The 25210-nt window shown below is 63.4% G+C and carries 22 protein-coding genes; 8 read left to right on the forward strand and 14 right to left on the reverse strand.

The features are described from left to right. Positions 1-10: 10 nt before the first annotated feature. The 5 genes from tgt to coaD form a co-directional block, all read right to left on the reverse strand. The gene (tgt, locus tag M673_RS11125; protein WP_061976127.1) at positions 11-1150 is read right to left on the reverse strand and encodes a tRNA guanosine(34) transglycosylase Tgt; all 1140 of its coding nucleotides are present in this window, start codon (positions 1148-1150) and stop codon (positions 11-13) included. Further along, positions 1147-2229: a tRNA preQ1(34) S-adenosylmethionine ribosyltransferase-isomerase QueA gene (gene queA, locus M673_RS11130; RefSeq protein ID WP_061976128.1), complete on the reverse strand. Its 1083-nt coding sequence runs from the start codon at positions 2227-2229 to the stop codon at positions 1147-1149. The genes tgt and queA overlap by 4 nt, the downstream gene beginning before the upstream one ends. A 12-nt stretch (positions 2230-2241) precedes the next feature. Next, on the reverse strand, positions 2242-2712 hold the full coding sequence (locus tag M673_RS11135; RefSeq protein ID WP_061976129.1) for a peptidylprolyl isomerase: 471 nt from the start codon (positions 2710-2712) through the stop codon (positions 2242-2244). Positions 2713-2811: 99 nt separating this feature from the next. Continuing rightward, positions 2812-3354 (reverse strand): peptidylprolyl isomerase, encoded by a 543-nt coding sequence (locus tag M673_RS11140; RefSeq protein ID WP_061976130.1) that lies wholly within the window; start codon positions 3352-3354, stop codon positions 2812-2814. Positions 3355-3373: 19 nt separating this feature from the next. Next, on the reverse strand, positions 3374-3886 hold the full coding sequence (gene coaD, locus M673_RS11145) for a pantetheine-phosphate adenylyltransferase (RefSeq protein WP_061976131.1): 513 nt from the start codon (positions 3884-3886) through the stop codon (positions 3374-3376). Positions 3887-3924: 38 nt separating this feature from the next. Between coaD and M673_RS24185 the strand changes: the two genes are divergently transcribed. After that, complete coding sequence (locus tag M673_RS24185) at positions 3925-4197, forward strand: hypothetical protein (protein ID WP_148640031.1); 273 nt, start codon at positions 3925-3927, stop codon at positions 4195-4197. Between the two features lie 27 nt (positions 4198-4224). On the opposite strand, the gene gyrA is transcribed toward M673_RS24185, so the two are convergent. Beyond that, positions 4225-6930, reverse strand: coding sequence for a DNA gyrase subunit A (gene gyrA / locus M673_RS11150; RefSeq protein ID WP_244493173.1), 2706 nt, complete (start codon positions 6928-6930; stop codon positions 4225-4227). Between the two features lie 462 nt (positions 6931-7392). Here gyrA and M673_RS11155 point away from each other — a divergent pair, with 462 nt between their 5' ends. Continuing rightward, positions 7393-8028, forward strand: coding sequence for a MarC family protein (locus M673_RS11155; protein ID WP_061976133.1), 636 nt, complete (start codon positions 7393-7395; stop codon positions 8026-8028). Between the two features lie 11 nt (positions 8029-8039). Here the strand turns inward: M673_RS11155 and ssb are convergent, their stop codons facing one another. Further along, positions 8040-8603: a single-stranded DNA-binding protein gene (ssb, locus tag M673_RS11160; RefSeq protein WP_061976134.1), complete on the reverse strand. Its 564-nt coding sequence runs from the start codon at positions 8601-8603 to the stop codon at positions 8040-8042. Between the two features lie 248 nt (positions 8604-8851). Here ssb and uvrA point away from each other — a divergent pair, with 248 nt between their 5' ends. Further along, positions 8852-11728: an excinuclease ABC subunit UvrA gene (gene uvrA / locus M673_RS11165; RefSeq protein WP_061976135.1), complete on the forward strand. Its 2877-nt coding sequence runs from the start codon at positions 8852-8854 to the stop codon at positions 11726-11728. A gap of 3 nt (positions 11729-11731) precedes the next feature. Here the strand turns inward: uvrA and M673_RS11170 are convergent, their stop codons facing one another. Next, the gene (locus tag M673_RS11170; protein WP_148640032.1) at positions 11732-13180 is read right to left on the reverse strand and encodes an NAD(P)H-hydrate dehydratase; all 1449 of its coding nucleotides are present in this window, start codon (positions 13178-13180) and stop codon (positions 11732-11734) included. 284 nt (positions 13181-13464) lie between these two features. Here M673_RS11170 and M673_RS11175 point away from each other — a divergent pair, with 284 nt between their 5' ends. Together M673_RS11175 and glnA are read left to right on the forward strand one after the other, a co-directional pair. Continuing rightward, positions 13465-13803: a P-II family nitrogen regulator gene (locus tag M673_RS11175; RefSeq protein ID WP_019995247.1), complete on the forward strand. Its 339-nt coding sequence runs from the start codon at positions 13465-13467 to the stop codon at positions 13801-13803. Between the two features lie 56 nt (positions 13804-13859). Continuing rightward, positions 13860-15269: a type I glutamate--ammonia ligase gene (glnA, locus tag M673_RS11180; RefSeq protein ID WP_061976137.1), complete on the forward strand. Its 1410-nt coding sequence runs from the start codon at positions 13860-13862 to the stop codon at positions 15267-15269. A 72-nt stretch (positions 15270-15341) separates the two neighbouring features. Here glnA and M673_RS11185 read toward each other — a convergent pair whose 3' ends face one another. Next, positions 15342-16397: an alpha/beta hydrolase family protein gene (locus M673_RS11185; RefSeq protein ID WP_148640033.1), complete on the reverse strand. Its 1056-nt coding sequence runs from the start codon at positions 16395-16397 to the stop codon at positions 15342-15344. A 52-nt stretch (positions 16398-16449) separates the two neighbouring features. Between M673_RS11185 and parE the strand changes: the two genes are divergently transcribed. The 3 genes from parE (at position 16450) to M673_RS11200 (ending at position 20851) form a co-directional block, all read left to right on the forward strand. Further along, positions 16450-18483: a DNA topoisomerase IV subunit B gene (parE, locus tag M673_RS11190; RefSeq protein ID WP_148640034.1), complete on the forward strand. Its 2034-nt coding sequence runs from the start codon at positions 16450-16452 to the stop codon at positions 18481-18483. 12 nt (positions 18484-18495) lie between these two features. Beyond that, complete coding sequence (locus M673_RS24620) at positions 18496-19080, forward strand: hypothetical protein (RefSeq protein ID WP_061976139.1); 585 nt, start codon at positions 18496-18498, stop codon at positions 19078-19080. A 205-nt stretch (positions 19081-19285) separates the two neighbouring features. Beyond that, the gene (locus M673_RS11200) at positions 19286-20851 is read left to right on the forward strand and encodes a DEAD/DEAH box helicase (protein WP_061976140.1); all 1566 of its coding nucleotides are present in this window, start codon (positions 19286-19288) and stop codon (positions 20849-20851) included. 147 nt (positions 20852-20998) lie between these two features. Here M673_RS11200 and sufA read toward each other — a convergent pair whose 3' ends face one another. The 5 genes from sufA to sufC form a co-directional block, all read right to left on the reverse strand. After that, positions 20999-21373 carry a Fe-S cluster assembly scaffold SufA gene (gene sufA, locus M673_RS11205; protein WP_061976141.1) on the reverse strand — a complete coding sequence of 125 codons (375 nt, stop codon included), beginning with the start codon at positions 21371-21373 and terminating at the stop codon, positions 20999-21001. Positions 21374-21452: 79 nt separating this feature from the next. Next, positions 21453-21809, reverse strand: a complete 357-nt coding sequence (locus M673_RS11210) for an SUF system Fe-S cluster assembly protein (RefSeq protein ID WP_306302817.1) — start codon at positions 21807-21809, stop codon at positions 21453-21455. 83 nt (positions 21810-21892) lie between these two features. Continuing rightward, positions 21893-23146, reverse strand: coding sequence for a cysteine desulfurase (locus tag M673_RS11215; protein ID WP_061976143.1), 1254 nt, complete (start codon positions 23144-23146; stop codon positions 21893-21895). Positions 23147-23202: 56 nt separating this feature from the next. Further along, positions 23203-24447, reverse strand: coding sequence for a Fe-S cluster assembly protein SufD (sufD, locus tag M673_RS11220; protein ID WP_061976144.1), 1245 nt, complete (start codon positions 24445-24447; stop codon positions 23203-23205). Then, positions 24447-25202 carry a Fe-S cluster assembly ATPase SufC gene (sufC, locus tag M673_RS11225; RefSeq protein WP_061976145.1) on the reverse strand — a complete coding sequence of 252 codons (756 nt, stop codon included), beginning with the start codon at positions 25200-25202 and terminating at the stop codon, positions 24447-24449. Before sufC ends, sufD begins: the two co-directional genes overlap by 1 nt. Between the last annotated feature and the right edge of the window lie 8 nt (positions 25203-25210).

Consider the following 25210-nt stretch of genomic DNA (forward strand, 5'->3'; position numbering starts at 1 on the left):
TGCAAACCGTTCAGGCAGCCTTGCGGGCAGCTTCCCCACGCGTCCATCGCTCGGTGGTCTCGGCGGCGAAGTCGTCGAAGTGCCCTTCTTCGATCGCCAATCGCATGCCCGCCATAAGCCGCTGATAATACGCGAGATTGTTCCAAGTCAGGAGCATTCCAGCCAAGGCTTCGTCGGCGCGAACGAGGTGATGCAGATAGGCGCGGGAGTAATCACGGGTTGCGGGACAGTCGGACGTATCGTCCAGCGGGCGTGGATCTTCAGCATGCCGTGCGTTCTTCAGATTGACGCGTCCGTCGCGCGTGAAGGCCAGACCATGCCGACCCGCCCGCGTCGGCATGACGCAATCGAACATGTCGATTCCCCGCGCCACGGACTGAAGAATGTCGTCCGGCGTACCGACGCCCATGAGATAGCGAGGCTTCTCCGTTGGAAGGGACGGCAGAGTTTCTTGAAGCGTTTCCAGCATGACAGCTTGCGGCTCGCCGACCGCCAGACCGCCCACCGCGTAGCCCTTGAGATTCATCGCCGCCAGACGCTCGGCCGATCGAATGCGCAGATCCGGCTGGTCGCCGCCCTGAACGATGCCGAACATGGCCTTGCCCGGCTGGTTGCCGAAGGCGACGGCGGAGCGCTCGGCCCAGCGCAGAGAAAGCTCCATGGCCCGCTCGATTTCGCTACGCTCGGCCGGCAAGCGAATGCATTCGTCGAGTTGCATCTGGATGTCGGCATCCAGCAGCCCCTGAATCTCGATCGAGCGCTCCGGGCTGAGGTCATGCACCGAGCCGTCGACATGCGAGCGGAACGTGACGCCCTTCTCGCTCATCTTCCGCAGGCTCGACAACGACATGATCTGGAAGCCGCCGGAATCGGTGAGGATCGGAAAGGGCCAGCGGGCGAACTCGTGCAAGCCGCCGAGGCGCGCCACGCGCTCCGCCCCAGGCCGGAGCATCAGATGATAGGTGTTGCCGAGGATGATATCGGAGCCGAGCTCGTGCACCTGGTCGAGATACATGGCCTTGACCGTGCCGGCTGTTCCCACCGGCATGAAGGCCGGCGTGCGGATCGTCCCGCGCGGCATGGTGATCTCGCCGCGACGCGCCTTGCCGTCGGTCGCCAGAAGCCGAAATCCGAATTCATTCGTGGTCATGAAACTGCCTTCGGACGCTCCAGCAGGCAGGCGTCACCATAGGAATAGAAGCGATAGCCCGTCTCGATCGCATGGGCATAGGCGTGTCTCATGCGATCCAGCCCGCTGAATGCGGAGACGAGCATGAAGAGCGTCGAGCGCGGCAAATGGAAATTGGTCAGCAGCGCGTCGACCGCGCGGAACTCGTAGCCCGGCGTGATGAAAATGTCGGTCGCCGCATGGAAGGGTTCGATCCGGCCACTTTCCGCCGCGCTCTCCAGAACGCGCAGCGAAGTCGTGCCGACAGCCACGATCCGCCGGCCCGCGTCCCGGGCCGCCGAAAGGCGCCGGGCGGTACCGGGGTCGATCGAACCGAATTCGTGATGCATGCGGTGGGCCAACGTGTCCTCGGCCTTCACCGGCAGAAAGGTCCCTGCCCCGACATGCAGCGTCACATACTCGAAGCCGACCCCCGCAGACGCCAGGGATTCGAGAAGCTCCGGCGTGAAATGCAGGCCTGCCGTCGGCGCAGCGACAGCGCCGTCATGCTTGGCATAGATGGTCTGGTAGTCGGCCCGGTCCTGCTCGTCTTCCGGTCGCTTGGACGCGATATAGGGCGGCAGCGGCAGATGGCCGACACTCGCAATGGCCGCGTCCAGCTCCGGCCCCGAACTGTCGAAGCGCAGCACCGTCTCGCCGCCATCGCCCCGTTCTTCGACCTCGGAGCGCAGCGTGGTACCGTCCGCGCCTTGGAAGGTGATGCGATCGCCGACCGATACGCGCTTGGCCGGACGCACGAATGCGGCCCAGCGCCCCGCGTCGAGCCGCATGTGAAGCGTCGCCTCGATCTGCGCGACACCTTGACCTGCCGGCAGCCCTTCGCGCCGGCGCTCGCCGTTCAACCGCGCAGGAATGACGCGAGTGTCGTTGAAGACGAGAACGTCGCCGGCGCGTAGCAAGGACGGAAGATCGGCGATGCGACGATCACCCAGCCCGCCCGAAGCCGGGACATGAAGAAGGCGCGCCGATTCGCGCGGAAGAGCGGGTCGCAGGGCGATCCGCTCTTCCGGTAGGTCGAAATCGAAAAGATCGACCCGCATCCCGCCCGAACCTTAGAGGTCGGCGGCGACGCGTGCGGTGGTGATCGAGTCCGGGTCGCGAACCGGCTCGCCGCGCTTGATCTGGTCGATCGCGTCCATGCCCTCGATCACCTCGCCCCAGACCGAATACTGGCGGTCCAGCCAAGGCGCGCGCTCGAAGCAGATGAAGAACTGCGAGTTGGCCGAGTTCGGGTTCGCCGTGCGAGCCGCCGAAACAGTGCCGCGCTTGTGCGGCTCGGCCGAGAACTCGGCCTTGAGGTCGGGCTTGGACGACCCACCTGTGCCGGTGCCGGTCGGATCGCCGGTCTGCGCCATGAACCCGTCGATCACGCGGTGGAACACCACGCCATCGTAGAACTTCTCGCGAGCGAGTTCCTTCACGCGGGCGACATGGCCCGGGGCCAGGTCCGGCCGGAGCTTGATGACCACACGGCCCTTGGTGGTTTCGAGGACGAGGGTGTCTTCCGGGTTTTCGAAGGTCATGCCTTCCTCCTGGTCAAACGACGAATGGCCTGGACCCGCCAGGCCATTCCGATGTGCTTCCTTGGCCGATCCCCCTCGCGCATGCAAGGGGACCGCCGGTTACTTCCCGTCGACGACCTTGACGCTGACCATCTTGTCGGGGTTCGTCACTTGCCCGTTGCGGGCCTCGTCGCCCTTCTTGATCTTGTCGACCACGTCCATGCCCTTAGTCACTTCGCCGACCACGGTGTACTGGCCGTTCAAGAAGTCGCCGTCACCGAGCATGATGAAGAACTGGGAGTTGGCCGAGTCCGGGTTCTGAGCGCGCGCCATACCGACCGTGCCGCGCTTGAACGGCTCCTTGGAAAACTCCGCCTTCAGGTCCGGACGCTTGGAGCCGCCCATGCCTGTGCCCGTCGGGTCGCCGGTCTGCGCCATGAATCCGTCGATCACGCGGTGGAACACCACGCCGTTGTAGAAGCCTTCGCCGGCGAGCGCCTTGATCTGTTCGACATGCTTGGGCGCGAGATCGGGGCGAAGCTTGACGTCGATCTCCCCCTTGTCGGTGGTGATCACCATCGTCTCGGCCGCCTGGGCGAGGCTCGGCAGCGCCGAGGAGGCCAGAACCATGGCGGCCAATCCGATCGAGGCAAACAACTTCATACCAAACTCCCTCTTCGGCTCAGTGCCGAACGAATTTCTCACGTAGGGCCTCGGCGACCATGGGCGGCACGAAGCCGGAAACGTCGCCGCCGAGGCCGGCGATCTGACGAACCAATGTGGCCGTTATGGGCCGGGTTTCGATCGAGGCCGGCAGAAACACCGTTCCGATATCGCGGGCCAGGCGGCTGTTCATGCCTGAGAGTTGCATCTCGTAATCGACATCGCCGGAGTCGCGAACGCCCCGAATCAAGGACGTGGCGCCATGGCGCCGCGCTTCATCCACCGTCAGCCCCTGGAAGAAACTGACCTCGATCACGGCGTCTAGGCGTTCGCCCTCGACCACCCGGCGCACCAGGGCCGCCCTCTCGTCCGCGTTGAACAGGGGCGCTTTCCCCGGATGCACGCCGATCGCGACCACGATGCGGTCGAAGAGGTGCGAGGCCTGCGTCAGAATGTCGAGATGGCCATTCGTCATCGGATCGAATGAGCCGGCGAAAAGACCAGTCCGGCGTGTTCGCCGCTCGCTAACCATTGCATCAAACTCCCTGCGATCGGCATCGGCCCGAGGTCATGACTTCGCACTTCGAAAACCATTCCGCCATCAGGATGGGCTTCCTCAGAACACGTGGCGAGCAAGAAATCTCGAAGCTGGCCACGTTCAGGGAACGAACTAACAATTTCTTACGTTTTAGCAGCGAATTCGGAGATATGATGATGCTGGTTTTTGCCCTGTCTCTCGCGATGATCGCTTCTCTGGTCACTGCCACGGCCGTTGCGGTTCATAACGAAGCCGACAAGTCGCGCGTCAAGATCGCTGCCAAGACGCGTCGCATCCTCCGCTAGACCTTCGCCCCAAAGTAGAGGCGGCGCTTACGCGCCGCCATCGTCTTGGGCACCGTCCGGGGTCTCGTTGTTCTCCACGTCCATGGCAACGATTTCGTCGTCCCCGCCTTGATCCGGTATGCGCTCGACCGAAACGACCTTCTCGCTGTCGGCGGTATTGAAGATCGTAACGCCCTTCGTCGCACGACCGGCGACGCGGATGCCTTCCACCGGAACGCGGATCATCTGCCCGCGATCGGAGATCAGAAGGATCTGGTCGCCCGCTTCCACAGGGAAGGCTGCCACCAACTGACCGATGTCGGCCAGACGTGAGACATCAGTGGCTCGAATGCCCTTACCGCCACGTCCGCTGGTGCGGAACTCGTAGGACGACGAGCGTTTACCGAAGCCGAATTCGCTGAGCGTCAGAACGAATTCCTCCGACGCGCTGAGGAAGGCGTAACGCTCCGACGAGAGCGACACTTCCTCCACGCCCTCCTCATCCACCATGCTATCTGCAGCCGCCGCCTCGCCTTCGACGGCCCGGCGCATCCGCAGATAGGCGGCGCGCTCGGCAGCGGTCGCGTCGACATGGCGAAGGATCGCCATGGAAATCAGTCGATCATTCTCGGCAAGGTTCATGCCGCGAACGCCGATCGAGTTGCGCCCGGCGAAGACGCGGACCTCCGGCACGGAGAAGCGCGTGCACTGGCCGCTGGCCGCAGTCAGAAGCACGTCATCGTTTTCCGAACAGGTCGCAACGGCGAGGATCTCGTCCTCCGCTTCTTCGAGCTTCATCGCGATCTTGCCGTTGCGATTCACCTGCAGGAAGTCGGCCAGCTTGTTGCGGCGGACCGTGCCCTTGGTGGTCGCGAACATGACGTTCAGCTCGGCCGCCTGCTGCTCGTCGTTCGGCAGCGGCAGGATGGAAGTGATGCGCTCGCCCTTCTCCAGCGGCAGCATATTGACCAGCGCCTTGCCGCGCGACTGGGGCGTCGCGAGCGGAAGCCGCCAGACCTTCTCCTTGTAGACGATGCCGCGCGAGGAGAAGAAGAGAACCGGCGTGTGCGTGTTCGCCACGAAGAGACGCGTGACGGAATCCTCGTCGCCCTTCAGCGACATGCCCGACCGGCCCTTTCCGCCGCGCCGCTGGGCTCGGTAGGTGACGAGCGGCACGCGCTTGATGTAGCCGCCATGGCTGACCGTGACGACCATGTCGTCGCGCGGAATGAGGTCTTCGTCCTCGAGATCCCCGGCGCCTTCCAGAAGCTCGGTCCGGCGGGGCGTCGCAAACTCGGCCTTCACGGCCGCAAGCTCGTCCTTGATGATCTCTCGGACTCGAACGCGTGAAGAAAGGATTTCGAGGTATTCCCGAATCTCGTTTCCGATGCCGTTCAGCTCGTCGCCGATCTCGTCCCGCCCGAGCGCCGTCAGACGCTGCAGACGAAGGTCGAGAATGGCGCGTGCCTGCGTCTCCGAAAGGCGATAGGTGCCAGCGTCGCTGATCCGGTGTCGAGGATCGTCGATCAAGCGGATCAGGGGCGCCACGTCGCGCGCGTCCCACTCCCGCTCCATCAGTTGCTCGCGAGCCGTGGCCGGGTCCGGCGCATGGCGAATGAGCTTGATGATCTCGTCGATATTGGCGACGGCGATCGCCAGACCCACTAGGACATGTGCCCGCTCGCGCGCCTTACGCAGGAGGTACTTCGTCCGCCTTTGAACCACTTCCTCACGGAAGGACACGAAAGCCGAAAGCATGTCGAGAAGGTTCAACTGCTCCGGCTTGCCGCCGTTCAGCGCAACCATGTTGGCGCCGAAGGTCGTCTGCAGAGGGGTGAAGCGGTAGAGCTGGTTGAGGATGACGTCGGACGACGCGTCCCGCTTCAATTCGACGACGACGCGGTAACCCTCGCGGTCGCTCTCGTCCCGGATGTCGGAGATGCCCTCGATCCGCTTTTCGCGAACCAAATCGGCCATCTTCTCGATCATCGTCGCCTTATTCACCTGATAGGGAATCTCGGTGATGACGATGGACTCGCGGTCGCCCCGCATCTGCTCGACATGCACCTTGCCGCGCATGAGGATGGAGCCGCGACCGGTGGCATAGGCGTTGTTGATCCCCACACGCCCGATCACCAGCGCGCCGGTCGGAAAATCCGGCCCGGGGATGAACTCCATCAACTCGTGAAGCGGCAGAGACGGGTTGTCGATCAGCGCCACGCAGCCATCGATCAGCTCGCCCAGATTGTGCGGCGGGATGTTGGTGGCCATGCCGACGGCGATGCCGCCCGATCCGTTCAGGAGAAGGTTCGGAACACGCGCGGGGAGCACGACAGGCTCCATCTCGCGCCCGTCGTAATTCTCCTGGAAATCGACCGTATCCTTGTCGATGTCCGACAGGATCGCGTCGGACACTTTCTGGAGTCGGCATTCGGTGTAGCGCATGGCGGCAGGCGGATCGCCGTCGATGGAGCCGAAATTGCCCTGCCCGTTGATCAGCGGCGCCCGAAGCGAGAAGTCCTGCGCCATGCGAACCAAGGCGTCGTAGATCGACGCGTCGCCATGTGGATGGAACTTCCCCATCACCTCGCCGACGACGCCGGCGGACTTGCGGAACGACTTGTTGTAGACGAGGCCCATCTCATGCATCGCGTAGAGAACGCGGCGATGCACCGGCTTCAATCCGTCCCTCACATCCGGCAACGCACGGCTCACGATGACGCTCATGGCGTAATCGAGATAGGACCGCTGCATTTCCTCGATAATGGAAACCGGCTCGATGCCGCTTGGCCGCTCGGGCGGCTGATCTTGCTTAGTGTCGGACAAGGACAAGTTCCCAAACTCAACGTCGAAGACTTATAGCGTGCCCAGCCCACACTTGGCAAATCGAGTCTGCAGTAATTGCTCAGTAAAATCAGTTGGTTATTCGACCGCAAAGACAATTCGAATTTCTACAGGCCATTGCGCGCTGCGCCAGCCGCGAAATGCAAGGTTTGCCGGTCGCGGCATAGGCGGGGTGGCGGGTCTGCACGACATGGAGAGAGTCAGCTTCAAGCGCTCAGCATGCGGGAAACATGCCACGTCTGAGACATAAGGCTTGTCTCACGACAGGAGACGGGCGGCCTCGGTACGCGCCTCAGCTAACCGACTCGCCGATGGCTTGCCCTCTCCTCCTCACCCCCTCTAGGGAGAGGTGGAACACGATTGGGGGCCGGAATGATCGAAACTCTTTTGAACGGCTTCGCGACCCTGTTCGTGATCATAGACCCGATCGGGTTGGCGCCGCTGTTCCTTGGCCTTACGCCCGGACTCGCCATGGCGGATCGCCGCCGTCTGGCGCTGCGGGCCTGCCTGATCGCCTTCGTGATCCTGGCGGTCTTCGCGCTGGCGGGCGTCGCCGTTCTGCAGACGCTCGGCGTGTCGCTCGGCGCCTTCCGCGTGGCCGGCGGGCTGTTCCTGTTCTGGATCGCTTTCGAACTGGTCTTCGAGAAGCGCAAGACGCGCAAGGAGAAGGACGCGGAAACGGCCATGACCGAGCACGAGGTCTACGAGATCGCCGCCGTGCCGCTCGCCATTCCGCTTCTAGCGGGGCCCGGCGCGATCTCCGCCGTGATCCTTCTATCCGGCGCCCTGCCGGGGCCGACGGGTCAGATCAGCCTCCTGCTCGTGATCGCCGCCGTTGTCGGTGCGACCTATCTCATGCTGAGCGTGGCGCATCGCCTCGACCGCTTCCTAGGGCAGACCGGCCGCGCCGTGGTGACGCGGCTCTTAGGCGTGCTTCTGGCCGCGCTCGCGGTTCAGTTCGTGGCGGACGGCATCGCTTCTCTCATCGAAGGAAGCCGTCTCGCCTGAGTAGAAATCGATCAGAACGGGATTTCGTCGTCCATGTCGTTGGATGGGCGTCCGCCGCCACCGCTGCCGCCGCCATAGCCCCCACCGGAGCCACCGCCACCGCTGCGGCCACCGCCGCCGCCGCCCGAACGACCGCCCGAGCCACCACGATCGTAACCGCCACCACCGCCGGCGCCGCGATCATATCCGCCGCCTTCGGCTCCACCGCCGCCGCCCTCGCCGCGCCCGTCAAGCATCTGCAGCTCGCCGCGGAATCGCTGGAGAACGATCTCGGTCGTGTAGCGCTTCTGGCCGGACTGTTGGTCATCCCAGGCGCGGGTCTGGAGCTGGCCTTCGATATAGACCTTGGCGCCCTTCTTCAGATACTGCTCGGCGACCTTCACCAGACCGTCGTTGAAGATCACGACGCTGTGCCACTCGGTGCGCTCCTTGCGCTCGCCCGACGCCTTGTCGCGCCAGGTTTCCGAGGTCGCAATGCGCAGATTGGCCACGGCGTCGCCCGAGTTCAGCCGCCGGATTTCCGGGTCGGCACCCAGATTGCCGACGAGGATGACCTTGTTGACGCTTCCCGCCATTCTTCTTCTCCGTATGTAGCTCTCGTCGCGCGAACTCTAAGGGCGCTGGCAGCCGAGGGATAGCGCGCCGCCCCATCCATCCCCAGGCGGATTCAGCGAATCGGCAGGGAGATTGTCCGCAGGACGCTTGTCGGTTAGAACAAATTAGGAACAATACGCATCCGACGCCAGTGCCTGGTTCGAAACCTTTGATTCCCGACGCGACCTCCCGATATGGGGGCCGAGATCGGACAGAATGCGGCGACCCCATGAAGAACGTCATTTCCATTCGCGGTGCGCGCGAACACAATCTTAAGAATGTCGATCTCGACATTCCGCGAGACAAGCTCATCGTGATGACCGGCCTGTCGGGATCGGGCAAGTCCTCGCTCGCCTTCGACACGATCTATGCCGAAGGGCAGCGTCGCTATGTCGAAAGCCTTTCGGCCTATGCGCGCCAGTTCCTGGAGATGATGCAGAAGCCTGACGTCGATCAGATCGACGGCCTGTCGCCCGCCATCTCCATCGAGCAGAAGACGACGTCGAAGAACCCGCGCTCGACTGTCGGCACGGTGACGGAGATCTACGACTATCTCCGCCTTCTCTATGCGCGCATCGGCGTCCCCTATTCGCCGGCCACCGGCCTGCCAATCGAGAGCCAAACGGTCAGCCAGATGGTGGACCGCATCATGGCGGTGGACGAAGGCACGCGCCTTTATCTACTGGCTCCGATGACTCGTGGTCGCAAGGGCGAGTTCAAGAAGGAACTGGCCGAGCTGCAGAAAAAGGGCTTCCAGCGCGTCCGCATCAATGGCGAGTTCCACGACATCGCGGACGCGCCCGCGCTGGACAAGAAGTTCAAGCATGACATCGACGTGGTGGTGGACCGCATCGTCGTGCGCGGTGATATCAAGGCGCGGCTTGCCGACTCGCTGGAGACCGCGCTCGGGCTCGCCGAAGGCCTCGCCGTCGCGGAATATGCCGATGGGCTGGACGAGAACGGCAAGCCGCGTCAGCTCCTGTTTTCCGAGAAGTTCGCCTGTCCGGTTTCGGGTTTCACCATCCCGGAAATCGAGCCGCGTCTTTTCTCCTTCAACAACCCGTTCGGCGCCTGCCCTCGTTGCGACGGGCTGGGCGCGCAGCAGCAGATCGACCCCAAGCTCATCGTCCCGGACGAGTCGCGCACGTTGAAGAACGGCGCCATCTCGCCCTGGGCGAAATCCACCTCGCCCTATTACGGCCAGACGTTGGACGCGCTTGGCAAGGAATACGGGTTCAAGCAGACCGATCGCTGGTCGGCACTCCCGCCCGAAGCCCGCAAGGCCATCCTGCACGGCACCGGCACGCGCAAGATCGAGTTTCTCTATAACGACGGCCTGCGCTCCTACTCCACCACCAAGACCTTCGAGGGGATCATTCCCAATCTCGAACGGCGTTGGAAGGAGACCGACTCGGCTTGGTCGCGCGAGGAGATCGAGCGCTTCATGTCGGCGACGCCCTGCCCGGCGTGCGGCGGTACGCGGCTGAAGCCCGAGGCGCTGGCGGTCAAGATCCGTGGTTGCCACATCGCCGAGGTGACGGACCTGTCGATCCGCAAGGCGCGCGACTGGTTCGAGGATCTGCCCGAGCATCTCACGCAGAAGCAGAACGAGATCGCCGTCCGCATCCTGAAGGAAATCCGCGAACGCCTGCGGTTCCTCAACGACGTCGGGCTCGAATATCTCAGCCTGTCGCGCTCCTCCGGCACCTTATCCGGCGGCGAATCGCAACGCATTCGTTTGGCCTCCCAAATCGGCTCGGGCCTGACGGGCGTTCTCTATGTCCTCGACGAGCCGTCGATCGGTCTGCACCAGCGCGACAACGAGCGGTTGCTTGGAACGCTGCGGCATCTCCGCGATATCGGCAACACGGTGATCGTCGTCGAGCATGACGAGGATGCCATTCGTCTCGCCGACCATGTGGTGGATATCGGTCCGGCCGCCGGCATCCATGGCGGACAGGTCATCGCCTCGGGCACCCCTGCCGAGGTCATGGCCAATCCGGCGTCGCTGACGGGCCAGTACCTTTCCGGCGCGCGCGGCGTGCCGTTGCCTCCTAAGCGCCGCAAGCCGCAGAAGGGCAAGGCGATCAAGGTCGTCGGCGCGCGCGGCAACAATCTGCAGAACGTTACCGCCGAAGTCCCGATGGGCGTCATGACCTGCGTCACCGGGGTCTCCGGGGGCGGCAAGTCGACCTTCCTGATCGAGACGCTATTCAAGGCGGCGGCACGACGTATCGCTGGCGCACGTGAGGTTCCCGCCGATCACGATCGGATCGACGGGCTGGAGCTTCTCGACAAGGTCATCGACATCGACCAGTCCCCGATCGGTCGCACGCCGCGCTCCAACCCCGCGACCTATACCGGCGCCTTCACCCCGATCCGCGACTGGTTCGCGGGCCTGCCGGAATCCAAGGCCCGTGGCTACCAGCCGGGACGCTTCTCGTTCAACGTGAAGGGTGGCCGCTGTGAGGCTTGCCAGGGCGATGGCGTCATCAAGATCGAGATGCACTTCCTGCCCGACGTCTATGTGACCTGCGACGTCTGCCACGGCAAACGCTACAATCGCGAGACGTTGGACGTCACCTTCAAAGGCAAGTCGATCGCCGATGTGCTCGACATGACGGTGGAGGAAGGCGTCGAGTTCTTCTCTGCCGTGCCGGCGGTGCGGGACAAGCTGGCAACGCTGAAAGAAGTCGGGCTCGGCTATATCAAGGTCGGTCAGCAGGCGACGACCCTGTCGGGCGGTGAAGCGCAACGCGTAAAGCTCGCCAAGGAACTCGCTCGAAAGGCGACGGGCCGTACGCTTTATATCTTGGACGAGCCGACCACCGGCCTGCACTTCCACGATGTCGCCAAGCTTCTGGAAGTGCTCCACGAATTGGTCGATCAGGGTAACACGGTTGTCATCATCGAGCACAATCTCGAGGTCATCAAGACCGCAGATTGGATCATCGATATCGGCCCGGAAGGCGGCAGCGGGGGCGGCGAGATCGTCGCCACCGGCACGCCTGAGGAGATTGTGAAGGTGGAGCGGTCTTGGACGGGTCGCTTCCTGAAAGACCTGTTGGAACGCAAGCCAAGCCTCAAGGCGGAGGCGGCGGAATAGGCGCTACGGCGCCTGCTCCGCCGAAAGGCTCGCCAACTCCCGGTGAACGGCCGGCAGACAGGTCGGCAAGTCTTCCGAAATCAGACCGGGTCCAAAATGCTCGGCGGCCTTGCCGTGTATCCAGACACCGAGGCAGGCGGCTTCGAAGCTTGGGACACCTTGAGCCAGTTGCGCAGCGATGAGGCCGGTCAGCACATCGCCCGTTCCAGCCGTCGCAAGCCAGGGCGTGCCGGTCGCGTTGATCGCGGCCCGGCCATCGGGCGCGGCGATCACCGTATCGGCGCCCTTCAGCACCATCACAGCACCCGAGCGCGCGCTGGCCTCTCGTGCTTGGTCGAGTTTCGACCGGGTCTTGTCGGCCGCAAGATCGGGAAAGAGCCGGGCGAACTCGCCGGAATGCGGCGTCAGGACTAGGGCGGGCTGATCCGTCGCCGCCCTGCGAGCGGCCGCGAACAGCGCCTCCGGCTCTTCCTTGAACGAACTCAGCCCATCGGCGTCCAGCACAAGCCGCCGCCCCGCTGCGAGCACGGCCTCCGTCGCCTGCCTCGCACGCTCGCCGATGCCATAGCCGGGCCCGAGCACGAAAGCGTTCAATCGCTTGTCCTCCAGGAGCCCGGCCAGATCCTCCGCCTCGCAACGTTTCAGCATGATGCTCGTCAGATGATGCGCGTTCACCAGCAAGGCCGAGGCCGGCGAAAACATGGTCACCAAGCCCGCTCCTCCGCGAAGTGCTGCCATGGCGGAAAGGCGCGCGGCCCCTGTCTGCGCCATGCCGCCGGAGAAGACGACGGCATGGCCGCGATCATACTTGTGATGGGCGCTAAGCGGTGCGCTTGCATAGGCTCGCCACAAGGCCGGCTCGTTGGCGTAGGTCGGGGAAGCGTCGTCCAGCGCCTCGGCCATGGCCGCCGCCGGCATCGGGAGTTCCGCCACGGTCACGGCGCCGCAGAGATCGCGACCAGGCAAGAGAAGATGCCCGGGCTTGCTGAGAACGAAGGTGATCGTGAGAGACGCCCGAATAGCGGCACCACGCACCTGCCCGGTGCGACCATCGACCCCGCTGGGAATGTCGACGGCTAAGATCGGAACCCCCGATGCGTTGGCCTTGTCGATCACCTCAGCGACCACGCCCTCGACCTCCCGGTCGAGCCCTGCTCCGAGCAGTCCGTCTAGAATGAGATCGCACCCCGTCGGGTCGAAGTCGGCAAGGCCGCGGGAGTCGTCCTCATCTTCCACTGCGGCGAAGATGAGCACGTCCCAACCCTTGGCGCCGAGGATCCGACTCGCGGCCAATGCGTCCTTGCCGTTGTTGCCCTTGCCCGCGAGGATGGCGACCCGCCCCGCATTCTGAAAGTTCCGAGAAGCATAAGCGGCTACGGCCCGCCCCGCTGCGTCGATCAACTCACGAACCGAAATGCCCTCGCGAGCAGCAGATTCGTCCGCAACCTTCATCTCCTGAGGCGTCCAGAGACGGCAAGCTTCGGGATGCGAGGCAGAAGTGTTCATAATTTATGCATCCTGCATAAAAATTTCACAGAAGTTTGCCTATAAGGGCCTCAGTTCCAGCCTGTTTGGCAGTGGCGCACGTTTGCCCTATTCGATAGACAACGCATAAGGCGCAAGCCGCTTCCGTCCAGAGGACGCGAGAGCGGAAGGGCGCTGCGGGATCAGCCGAAAGCGGCCGTTTCTTCCTGCGATGCAGGATGGAATCAGGTCTTTGCGGAAGGGGTGCGACGTTGAAAAAGGTCGAGGCGATCATCAAGCCGTTCAAGCTGGATGAGGTCAAGGAAGCGCTTCAGGACGTCGGCCTTCAGGGCATCACGGTGATCGAGGCCAAGGGCTTCGGTCGTCAGAAGGGGCATACGGAGCTCTATCGCGGTGCCGAATATGTCGTGGATTTCCTCCCCAAGGTGAAGATCGAGATCGTCCTCGCCGACGACGCCGTCGCAGCGGCCGTCGAGGCGATCCGCAAGGCGGCCCAGACCGGGCGCATCGGCGACGGCAAGATTTTCGTTTCCAACGTCGAGGAAGCGGTCCGCATCCGCACCGGCGAAGTCGGGACGGACGCCATCTGAAAGCCGAGCGGCTTTCGAGACACCAGAGTTCAGTCGTTCAATCAGGAAGGACCGGTATGACTTCGGCCAACGACATTCTGAAGCAGATCAAGGACAACGACGTCAAGTTCGTCGACCTGCGCTTCACCGACCCGCGCGGCAAGCTGCAGCACGTCACCATGGACGTGACGATGATCGACGAGGACATCTTCTCCGAAGGCACGATGTTCGACGGCTCCTCGATCGGTGGCTGGAAGGCGATCAACGAGTCCGACATGATCCTCATGCCGGATCCCGAGACCGCGCATATGGACCCGTTCTTCGCGCAGTCGACGATGGTCATCATCTGCGACATTCTCGACCCGGTCTCGGGCGAGAGCTACAATCGCGACCCGCGGTCGATCGCCAAGAAGGCCGAGGCCTACCTCAACCAGTCCGGCATTGGCGACACCGCCTATTTCGGTCCGGAAGCCGAGTTCTTCATCTTCGACGACGTCCGCTATAAGGCCGACCCTTACAACACGGGCTTCAAGCTCGACTCGACCGAGCTGCCGTCCAACGACGACAGCGAGTACGAGACCGGCAATCTCGGCCACCGTCCGCGCGTCAAGGGCGGCTACTTCCCGGTGCCGCCGATCGACAGCTGCCAGGACATGCGCTCCGAGATGCTGACCGTCATGGCCGAGATGGGCGTGAAGGTCGAGAAGCACCACCACGAGGTGGCAGCCGCTCAGCATGAGCTCGGCGTCAAGTTCGACACGCTCGTGAAGAACGCCGACAACATGCAGATCTACAAGTACGTGACCCACCAGGTCGCGAACGCCTACGGCAAGACGGCGACCTTCATGCCGAAGCCGATCTTCGGCGACAACGGCTCGGGCATGCACGTGCACCAGTCGATCTGGAAGGGCGGCAAGCCGACCTTCGCGGGCAACGAATACGCCGGCCTCTCCGAGAACGCGCTGTTCTACATCGGCGGCATCATCAAGCACGCGAAGGCCATCAACGCCTTCACGAACCCGTCGACCAACTCGTTCAAGCGTCTGGTCCCCGGTTACGAGGCTCCGGTTCTGCTCGCCTATTCCGCGCGCAACCGTTCGGCCTCCTGCCGTATCCCGATCGGCCAGTCGCCGAAGGCCAAGCGCGTCGAGGTTCGCTTCCCCGATCCGACCGCGAACCCCTACCTCGCCTTCGCCGCCATGCTGATGGCCGGCCTCGACGGCATCAAGAACAAGATCCACCCGGGCGCCGCCATGGACAAGGATCTGTACGACCTGCCGCCCGAAGAGCTGAAGGAAATCCCGACCGTCTGCCGCTCCTTGCGCGAAGCACTGGAGTCTCTGGACGCGGACCGTGACTTCCTGAAGGCCGGTGGCGTGTTCGACGACGATCAGATCGACGCGTTCATCGAACTCAAGATGACCGAAGTGCTGCGCTTCGAAATGACGCCGCACCCGGTCGAGTTCGACATGTACTACTCGATCTAAGCCTTCGGGCTCATTCATCCGATCCGTCAGATCGGATAAGGGAAAAGGCCCCTCGCGGGGCCTTTTCTCGTTTCAGCGGGTCAGCATCCAGTTGAGCGTTTCGCGCCAGTCGATCATGCGGATCGGCGTCCCGTGATTGCCATCGTCGAACACAACCATTCGGATGGGATAGCTCGGCTGCCGACTGCGAACGGCATCGAAAAACGTCCGCTGACGCTCCAGAGGATAGACCTTGTCTCGCGTCCCATGCGCCAGAACGATCGGCACATCGCGTCCAACTTCGGCCTTGCGCAGCGCGTCGAAGCGATCCCAGCTGCTATTGGCGCCAAGAAGGACCAAGCCATCGATGGCGGCGACGATCGGCGCTTGGGTCAGAAGACTCCAGCAAAGTTCGCCACCCATGGAGCCACAGGCAAGAACGATTCGCCCGGTCTCGTTTCGCGCCCGCAGGCTCTCGATCAGGTGCCCAACGCGGGTTGAGTCTTCCGATCCAAGCCGTCCGCCATCCACTGTGACATAGGCCCCGCCGGCCCGCGTCAGCAGATTTTTCAGCCGATTGAAGTTTCCGCCGAAGGTCCAGTCGTTCATGCCGAGTCGGCGGTCTCCGTTGCGTCCGTGAACGAACACCACGATGGCTTTCGCGCCTGCGATTTCGCCGACGCGCGTCCAGTGGAGATTGCCGCCGGCGCCAGGGGAAACCTCCTCGACCTGAGATGCGGACGGCAGACGCTCGACATAAGCGCCGCGCACGCGCCGCTCAGGGATCTCGTCGCGCGCGTCGATGTCTCGGGACTCGGCGTAGGGCACATCCTTCAGGGTACCGTCCTTCGAAATCGCGGTCGGTTCGGGATAGGCGAACAGCGCGTCCTTGAAGGGTGGCAGCGTCAGACCGGACCGGGCCTCGACGGGATTTCCGACCGCTAACGCCATCACGAAGGCGCCAAGGCCCAGCGTCAGGGCAGGCGTTCGTCCGTGTCTCGGCCGGTGCAATCGCGCCATAGCTCCCATCCTTCCCTTACTCAGCCGTTCGACATCGGCAGCTTCTTTGTCCATAAACGACCCAGCTCTCGCGCCCAGTCCGAGACACGAGAACACTTGAAGAACATTGCTGAAATCGATACGTCCCACCCATGCAGTGCTCAGACTTCCGAACCTTGATGCAGAGAGGGGCCGATCGCCCATGAGCGATGATCTGTTCGCCGGATCGGCCGTGCCCAAACTGACCGCCACGACGCGCACCGCTCGCGCTCCCAAGTTGGTGGAAACGCCTGCCGCTCCCCTATCGCAGGACTACACAGCCGCCGATATTGAGGTCTTGGAGGGGCTTGAGCCTGTTCGGCGTCGACCGGGCATGTATATCGGCGGAACCGACGAGAAAGCCCTGCATCACCTTTTCGCCGAGGTGATCGACAACTCGATGGACGAAGCCGTCGCGGGGCATGCAACGGTCATCGACGTATCGCTCGATGCCGAGGGTTTCCTGACGGTGGCCGACAACGGACGTGGAATCCCCATCGATCCGCATCCGAAATACAAGGACAAGTCTGCGCTCGAAGTCATCATGACGACGCTACACGCTGGCGGCAAGTTCGATTCTAAGGTCTACGAAACCTCGGGTGGTCTGCACGGCGTCGGCGTGTCAGTGGTCAACGCGCTGTCGGACATGCTCGAAGTGGAGATCGCCCGCAATCGCAAGATCTACCGCCAGACCTATTCGAGAGGTCTCGCAACCTCGCCGCTGGCCGAGATCGGCGACACTCAGAATCGGCGGGGAACGAAGGTCCGCTTCCATCCCGACCCGGCGATCTTCGGCCCGAATGCACGTTTCGATCCCGCGCGCCTGTTCGGCATGGCGCGTTCGAAGGCCTATCTCTTCGGCGGGGTGGAAATCCGCTGGTCCTGCGACCCTGCCCTGCTTGGCGAAGGCAGCAAGACGCCGCCTAAGGCCTCCTTCCACTTTCCAGGTGGGCTCAAGGATTATCTCGACGCCTCGCTCGAAGGCGAACAACGCATCACCGCACAGATTTTCTCCGGCCGAACCGAACGCGCGTCGGGCCATGGCGCTGTGGAATGGGCAGTTTGCTGGACGGCCGGAGACGGCACTGTCCGTTCCTACTGCAACACGATCCCGACCCCGGAGGGCGGCGCGCACGAGACGGGTCTGCGCAACGTGCTTCTGCGCGGCCTCAAGGCCTTCGCCGAACTGTCGGGCAACAAGCGTGCGGCAGCGATCACCGCCGAGGACGTGATGATCACGGCCTCCGCCATGTTGTCAGTCTTCATCCGCGAGCCTGAATTCGTCGGCCAGACCAAGGACCGGCTGGCGACGACGGAGGCCCAGCGCATCGTCGAGAACACGCTGCGCGATTCCTTCGACATCTGGCTGGCCTCTTCGCCGCAGGACGCGGCGCGGCTGATCGAATGGGTGGTGGAGCGCGCCGACGAGCGGCTTCGGCGCAAGCAGGAAAAAGAAGTCAGCCGGAAGACAGCAACGCGTAAGCTGCGCCTGCCCGGCAAGCTGGCTGACTGCTCGCAGACCGGGGCTGCCGGGGCTGAGATTTTCATCGTAGAGGGCGACTCGGCCGGCGGTTCGGCGAAGCAGGCACGGGACCGCGCACGGCAGGCCATCCTGCCCCTACGCGGCAAGATCCTGAACGTCGCCTCGGCAGGGCGCGAGAAGCTCGGCGCCAACCAGCAACTCGCCGACCTGACTCTGGCGCTCGGTTGCGGCACGCGTTCGAAGTACCGACAGACCGACCTGCGCTACGAGCGCGTGATCATCATGACGGACGCCGACGTCGACGGCGCCCATATCGCCTCGCTGCTCATCACCTTCTTTTTTCAGGAAATGCCGGAGCTGATCCGCGAGGGCCATCTCTTCCTGGCGGTTCCGCCGCTCTACAAACTCAGCCAGGGTGGCAAGACCTTCTATGCACGCGATGATCAGGATCGCCAGCGATTGATCGCCAAAGAATTCAAGGGCAAAGGCAAGGTCGAGATCAGCCGGTTCAAGGGGCTAGGCGAGATGCTCCCCTCCCAGCTGAAGGAGACGACCATGGACCCGAGGAAGCGAACGCTTCTAAGAGTCGTGGCGGACTCGACGCCCGAGGCCGGAACCGCTGGCGTGGTGGACGCGCTTATGGGAAACAAGCCCGAGGCGCGCTTCCGCTTCATCCAAGAGCGGGCCGCCTTCGTGAACGATCTCGATATCTAAGGAAACCTCGCCATGACCCGCTTTTCCCGGATATGGCTCGCATCCACACTGATGACGGCCACCCTTGTGCCGCACCTTGCCTTCGCACAGGCCGCGACGGACACCCCGTCGGCCGCCGCCCCACCGAGTGCGACCGAGACCACGCCGACGACAGAGGCGCCCCCTGCGCCGGCTGCATCCCTCAAGCCGCAGGACGAAGCGGGGCGCAATGCCAAGGTCCTCTCGGCCATTGCCGGGCTTGATCCGCTCATCGGTGACGTGCAGTTGGTCGGCCCCTGGACGGATGGCGATCGCCATGGCGTCTGGCGGACGGTGATGACGCAGCCTGCGCAGGAAAACGGTGGCAATCGTTTCTTCGTTCAGCAGATCGAGCAGTCCGGCGACGTCTCGCACGTGTCGTCCTCGATCGAGGTGACGGAGATCGCCGAGGTCAAGGGTGCTGTGGTCGGCTATCGCGCCGATCCCCCGGCCGAAGGTCAGGAAAGCAATCTGACCCTCTTCTTCGACATCCTGCCGTTGGACGGCGAAGTGACGGACACGTACGAACTCTTCATCGCGCCCAACACCCCCTATCGCTTCGGGCCGGCCACCAACTGAATGCGCAAGCCGAACGTGACAGTCGAAACGGTACCCGAGATCCATTGATTGAACTCGGGACCGATCTCGGGGAGAAGCCCTCCTCCACAAGGCAAACCGGCTGTTTGCTTGACAAATCACCTTGTCAAGCCTATGGCGCAGCTAAACTATGCGCGGAGACGGGCTTCGGCGACATTCTCCTCCGACAGAAAGACATAGCGATCTCATGCACTTCTCTGAACTAGGCTTGAGCGCGAAGGTTCTTTCCGCTGTCGAGGCGGCGGGCTACTCGCAACCGACCCCGATCCAGGAACAGGCCATTCCGTACGCCTTGGCGCGCCGGGACGTTCTTGGCATCGCGCAGACCGGCACGGGCAAGACGGCGTCTTTCGTACTGCCGATGCTGACCATGCTCGAACAGGGCCGCGCCCGAGCGCGCATGCCGCGCACCGTCATCATGGAGCCGACCCGCGAACTGGCCGCGCAGGTCGAAGAGTCCTTCGTCAAGTACGGCGCCAACCAGCGCCTGAACGTCGCGCTGCTGATCGGCGGCGTCTCCTTCGAAGAGCAGAACAAGAAGCTTGAACGCGGCGTCGACGTCCTGATCGCGACGCCCGGCCGACTTCTCGACCATTTCGAACGTGGCCGCCTGCTGATGACCGGCGTCGAGATCCTCGTCATCGACGAGGCCGACCGGATGCTCGACATGGGCTTCATCCCGGACATCGAGCGCATCTGCAAGCTCATCCCCTTTACGCGTCAGACCTTGTTCTTCTCGGCCACCATGCCGCCGGAAATTACTCGTCTGGCCGACCAGTTCCTGCAGAATCCCGTGCGTGTCGAAGTCGCCAAGGCATCCTCCACCGCCAAGACGGTGGAACAGCGTCTGGTCGCCACCCGCAAGGAAGATTACGCCAAGCGCGAGGCGCTTCGCCGCGTCATCCGCAGCCAAGGCGAAGAGATCACCAACGCCATCATCTTCTGCAACCGCAAGCGCGACGTTTCGCTGCTGTTCCGTTCCATGGAGAAGCATGGCTTCTCGGTCGGCGCGCTGCATGGCGACATGGACCAGCGCTCGCGCACCATGACGCTGCAGTCGTTCCGCGACGACAAGATCACCTTTCTCGTCGCCTCCGATGTCGCGGCGCGCGGTCTCGATATTCCCATGGTTAGCCACGTCTTCAACTTCGATGTGCCGATCCATGCCGAGGACTACGTTCACCGTATCGGCCGTACGGGCCGCGCCGGACGGTCGGGCAAGGCTTTTACGCTGGTTTCTAAGTCCGACCAGAAGTTTCTCGATGCCATCTTGGCCATGACGGGCCAGGACATCGAATGGTTCGAGGGCGATCTGACGACGATCTCTGCGGCGGCCGACGACGAGGGCGATCGCGGAACCGAGCGGCGCAGTAGCCGCCGTGGCGAACGCGGCGAGCGGAGCGAGTCCACCCGCACCAGATCCCCGCGCACCCGAAGCCGCAGCCGAGGAGAGCGCATGGCCGAGACAACCGAAACGCCCGAAACCGATGTCGAGCTCGATGTCGTCGAGGCTGCGGAGCGTACGCTGGCGACTTTCGACAGCGAAGTCGCGCCTGTAGCAGAGGCCGCCCCCTTCACGCGCCGTGACCGGGATCGCACACCGCGCGAGAATCCGCGGCGGTCGAGCAGTGCTGCTCCCTACAACAACGACCGGCGTGGTGGCCGCTCCTCCGGGATGGACGAACCGAGCCCCGTTGGTTTCGGTGACGATATTCCCGCTTTCATGCTGATCGGTACAGGCGCCCGTCTGTAAAGTGCCGTCGGCATTGATCGAGCAAATTAAGGCCGGGGCTTCCTGGCTCATGTAAACAGAAAGGCCAGCGTCATTCGAAGGCTGGCCTTTTTGCTTGTCAGGAATGGCGCTTTCGATGTCCTCGCTTCAAGCGTGGGACGGTAGCGTTCAGGCGTCGGCGGTTTCAAGCTGCTTGGCATCGACCGGTTTCAGTTCCACCGACTCGCCACAGCCGCAGGCCGACGTCTGATTTGGATTGTTGAACACGAAGCCGGACCGCAGCACGGTTTCTTCGTAGTCCATCCGTGTCCCCAGCAGAAACAGGACAGCTTCTGGCGCGACGAAGACACGTGCGCCCTCATGCTCGACAACGTCTTCCCCGGGCTTGGGACCGTCTGCGAGAGCGATGGTATATTCCATGCCCGCGCAGCCACCCTTCTTGATGCCGACGCGAATGCCTAGCGCCTCGCCGTTCGCGGCCGTGATCGAGCGAACGCGCTCGGCCGCAGTATCGGTCAGCGTGATTACCGCGAAGCGTCCCATGCTGGATCCCTTCTCAAGCTCTTCTTTCAAATGGTGAAGACTGCGATGGGTCGCAAGGCTTCACCAACCCGGAGACCCGTCAGTACCAGCCGACGGCCACCTGGGCCTCTTCGCTCATTCGCTCAGGCGTCCAGGGAGGATCGAACACCAGTTCGACTTTCACCACCTGAATGCCCTCGACCGTCCCCACGGCATTCTCGACCCAACCGGGCATCTCGCCCGCGACGGGGCAGCCGGGGGCGGTCAGAGTCATGTCGATCGCGACGTTCCGGTCGTCATCAATGTCGATCTTGTAGATCAGACCGAGCTCGTAGATGTCGGCCGGAATTTCCGGGTCGTAGACCGTCTTGAGTGCCGAAACGATATCGTCCGTCAGCCGCGTCAACTCTTCGGCCGGAATGGCGGAGACGGCGGTGCCGCCTCCAGCCAGGGCGATATTGGCCTCGGCGCGATCCGGCCCTTCGGTCTCCTCGACCGACGCTGCGGCACTGTGAGGGGTGTTTTCCATCGTTTGATTCCTCAGGCGAAGAAGCGCCTGGCCTTTTCGAGGGCTTCCGCCAGACTATCGACTTCTGCCCTCGTGTTGTAGAGGCCAAACGAGGCTCGGCAGGTCGACGTGGCGCCAAAGCGCTTCAGCAAAGGTTGGGCGCAATGCGTGCCGGCGCGGACGGCGACGCCCTCCCGGTCAATGACCATAGCGACGTCGTGCGAATGGATACCTTCCAAATCGAAGGATATGATCGCGCCCTTACCCGGCGCGTTGCCGTAGATCCGCAGCGAGTTGATCGCGGTCAGCCGCTCGGTTGCGTAGGTGAGCAGCTCATGCTCATGCGCTGCGATCCGCTCTCGTCCGATCGAGAGCATATAGTCGAGCGAGGCGGCCAAGCCGATTGCTTGGACGATCGGCGGGGTGCCGGCTTCGAAGCGATGCGGCGGCGCGTTATAGGTGACCTTGTCCTCGCTGACCTCGACGATCATCTCGCCGCCGCCATTGAAGGGGCGCATCTGCTCCAGCCGCTCGCGCCGGCCGTAGAGCACACCGATGCCGGTCGGCCCGTACACCTTGTGTCCGGTGAAAATGTAGAAGTCGCAGCCGATCTCCTGCACGTTCACGCTGAGATGAACGGCCCCCTGGCTGCCATCGACGAGAACGGGGATATTCCGCTCGCGCGCCAGCGCGCAGATGTCCTTGACCGGCGTCACTGTCCCCAGGACATTGGACATGTGGGTGACGGCAACGAGCTTGGTTCGCGGACCGATCGCCTTGGCAAAATCCTCCAGCGAGACCGAACCGTCCTCCGCGACCGGCACGAACACGAGCTTGGCGCCGCGCCTCTCCCGCAGGAAATGCCAGGGCACCAGATTGGAATGGTGCTCCATGATCGTCAGGACGATCTCGTCGCCTTCTGCGATTTCCTGCTCGAACCCGTAGGAAACGAGGTTGATCGCTTCCGTCGCCGAACGCGTGAAGACGATCTCCTCCGGCGTCGGTGCGTTTAAGAAGCGGCGAACCGTTTCACGCGCGTTTTCGAAGGATTGCGTCGCGGCATTCGACAGGAAATGCAGGCCGCGATGGACGTTTGCATATTCGTCGGCATAGGCGTGGCGGATCGCGTCGAGCATGGCATTCGGCTTCTGCGCCGAGGCACCATTGTCGAGATAGACGAGCGGCTTGCCGTAGACGTATTTCGAGAGGATCGGAAAATCCTTCCGAATGCTCTCCACATCGTAGGGTTGCCGATCCAGGGTCGCAGAGCTGAACGGGGCATTCATCGCGTCCGGTCCTCCGGCTGGGCGCTCGTCCCCGGAGGGAACGAACGCCGGATGGGTCAGTGTCGGCTATCCAGCCAAGCGTCGATCCGCGCTTCCAGCGCTTCGACGACGGCCTCGTCTTCCAGCTCCTCGACCACCTCGCCGACGAAGGCCTTCACCAGAAGCGAACGCGCCTTGGCCTCGGGGATGCCTCGGCTCATCAGGTAGAAGAGGTGGTCGGCATTGATCTCGCCGGCCGTGGCGCCGTGGCCGCACTGAACGTCGTCCGCGAAGATCTCGAGTTCCGGCTTTGCGGAGAACTCGCCGTCCTCCGAAAGGAGCAAAGTGTTGCAGGCGAGACGCGCGTCGGTCTTCTGCGCGCCCTTGGCCACGCGGATCATGCCCTGGAACACGCCATGACCGCCCAAGACCACGTTGCGGAAGATTTCCGTCGAGGTCGTGTGGGCGACGGTGTGGTTCAGCGTGGTCGTGACATCCACATGCTGGCCATCCTGCAGGAGGTTGACGCCGCGGATCTTGATATCGGCGCCCTCGCCTTCCGTTACCGCGTGAACCTCCTGGCGCACGACGGCTCCGCCGGCGTTCAGGACGAAGAGACGCAGCTGTGAATTGGCGCCGAGCGTCACGTTGAGCTGGCCGAGATGGCTCTCGTCCAGGCCCTTTTCCTGGACCACGATCCAAAGGAGATCGGTGTCGTCACCGAGCTCCAGGGTAAAAACCGCAGTGGAGACGGCGCCCGGACCGGCCGGCGCCGCGCGCTCGACAATGGTCGCACGCGAACCCGCGCCGACGCGCACATTGGCGAAGCTCTGGCCGCCGGTGGCGCCCGGCTCCGGTCGAAGCTCGATGGGGGACGCCAGCGTCAGGCCGGCCGCGATGTCGATCTCTACGCCGCGCGCGCCCATCGCCTGGTTCAGAACCCGGATCGTGTCGAAGCCGCGATCGAGATGGTTGACCGAATGGTTCCACCGCGCAGTGGTCCTGCCTTCGGCAAGGGTAAGGCCGGAGACGGGATCGTTGCCAGCCGCCGCACGATCGAGTTCGACCACGAGCGATTGCGGCAGGAGCGGCGTCAGGAAGGTCGGTTGGCCAGCAATCTCGGCGCTTTCCTCACGCTTCTGGCGACCCAGAAGAGCGCGAAGATCCGTGTAGTGCCAAGCTTCGACGCGGCGGCTCGGGAGCCCCTCGCTTCGCAGCATGTCGAGCGCCTCGCGCGAGGCGTCGTTGGAAACGCGCCCCTCGGCTCGGTCGATCAGCGCCAGTTCCGCCGCCGTGCGCGGCTGCGTCTTGGTGAGTGACATCAGGCGGCCTCGCCGATGATCTGCGCGTAGCCTTCGTTCTCCAGCTGCAGCGCCAGGTTCTTGTCGCCCGACTTGATGATGCGGCCCTTGTAGAGGACGTGCACCTTGTCTGGCACGATGTAGTCGAGCAGGCGCTGGTAGTGGGTGATGACGAGGAAGGAGCGATCAGCGCCGCGCAGAGCGTTGACGCCGTCCGCCACGATCTTCAACGCGTCGATGTCGAGGCCGGAGTCGGTCTCATCGAGAACGCAGAGCTTGGGCTCGAGCAGCGCCATCTGCAGGATCTCGGCGCGCTTTTTCTCGCCGCCGGAGAAGCCGACGTTGAGCGGACGCTTCAGCATGTCCATGTCGATCTTGAGATCAGCCGCCGAACCCTTCACCCGGCGAATGAAGTCGGGCGTTGTCAACTCGCCCTCGCCGCGTGCCTTGCGCTGCGAGTTGAGGGCGGTCTTGAGAAAGGTCATGGTGGCGACGCCCGGGATCTCCAGCGGATACTGGAAGGCCAGGAAGACGCCCGAAGCGGCACGCTCGGCCGCATCCATCTCCAAGATGGACTCGCCGTTGTAGAGAATGTCGCCCTCGGTGACCTCGTAATCCTCGCGCCCCGCGATGATGTAGGAAAGCGTGGATTTGCCCGAGCCGTTCGGGCCCATGATCGCGGACACTTCGCCGGCTTCCACCGTCAGGTCCAAGCCGCGAAGGATTTCGGTTCCGGTCTCGGCGACCCGGGCGTGAAGGTTCTTGATTTCCAGCATCGTCGTTC

Origin of the sequence: Aureimonas sp. AU20, from assembly GCF_001442755.1 — a bacterium.
Taxonomy (GTDB): Bacteria; Pseudomonadota; Alphaproteobacteria; order Rhizobiales; family Rhizobiaceae; genus Aureimonas.

Excerpts from the sequence above, each read along its gene's own strand:
- coaD (WP_061976131.1), bottom strand. The coding sequence starts at position 3,886 with ATGGTTAGCGAGCGGCGAACACGCCGGACTGGTCTTTTCGCCGGCTCA.
- M673_RS24620 (WP_061976139.1), top strand. The coding sequence starts at position 18,496 with ATGACCCGCTTTTCCCGGATATGGCTCGCATCCACACTGATGACGGCC.
- gyrA (WP_244493173.1), bottom strand. The coding sequence starts at position 6,930 with ATGCAGCGGTCCTATCTCGATTACGCCATGAGCGTCATCGTGAGCCGT.
- M673_RS11140 (WP_061976130.1), bottom strand. The coding sequence starts at position 3,354 with ATGAAGTTGTTTGCCTCGATCGGATTGGCCGCCATGGTTCTGGCCTCC.
- sufD (WP_061976144.1), bottom strand. The coding sequence starts at position 24,447 with ATGTCACTCACCAAGACGCAGCCGCGCACGGCGGCGGAACTGGCGCTG.
- sufC (WP_061976145.1), bottom strand. The coding sequence starts at position 25,202 with ATGCTGGAAATCAAGAACCTTCACGCCCGGGTCGCCGAGACCGGAACC.
- ssb (WP_061976134.1), bottom strand. The coding sequence starts at position 8,603 with ATGGCGGGAAGCGTCAACAAGGTCATCCTCGTCGGCAATCTGGGTGCC.
- M673_RS11215 (WP_061976143.1), bottom strand. The coding sequence starts at position 23,146 with ATGAATGCCCCGTTCAGCTCTGCGACCCTGGATCGGCAACCCTACGAT.
- sufA (WP_061976141.1), bottom strand. The coding sequence starts at position 21,373 with ATGGGACGCTTCGCGGTAATCACGCTGACCGATACTGCGGCCGAGCGC.
- M673_RS24185 (WP_148640031.1), top strand. The coding sequence starts at position 3,925 with ATGACTTCGCACTTCGAAAACCATTCCGCCATCAGGATGGGCTTCCTC.
- M673_RS11200 (WP_061976140.1), top strand. The coding sequence starts at position 19,286 with ATGCACTTCTCTGAACTAGGCTTGAGCGCGAAGGTTCTTTCCGCTGTC.
- M673_RS11135 (WP_061976129.1), bottom strand. The coding sequence starts at position 2,712 with ATGACCTTCGAAAACCCGGAAGACACCCTCGTCCTCGAAACCACCAAG.
- glnA (WP_061976137.1), top strand. The coding sequence starts at position 13,860 with ATGACTTCGGCCAACGACATTCTGAAGCAGATCAAGGACAACGACGTC.
- M673_RS11170 (WP_148640032.1), bottom strand. The coding sequence starts at position 13,180 with ATGAAGGTTGCGGACGAATCTGCTGCTCGCGAGGGCATTTCGGTTCGT.
- queA (WP_061976128.1), bottom strand. The coding sequence starts at position 2,229 with ATGCGGGTCGATCTTTTCGATTTCGACCTACCGGAAGAGCGGATCGCC.
- M673_RS11155 (WP_061976133.1), top strand. The coding sequence starts at position 7,393 with ATGATCGAAACTCTTTTGAACGGCTTCGCGACCCTGTTCGTGATCATA.
- tgt (WP_061976127.1), bottom strand. The coding sequence starts at position 1,150 with ATGACCACGAATGAATTCGGATTTCGGCTTCTGGCGACCGACGGCAAG.
- parE (WP_148640034.1), top strand. The coding sequence starts at position 16,450 with ATGAGCGATGATCTGTTCGCCGGATCGGCCGTGCCCAAACTGACCGCC.
- uvrA (WP_061976135.1), top strand. The coding sequence starts at position 8,852 with ATGAAGAACGTCATTTCCATTCGCGGTGCGCGCGAACACAATCTTAAG.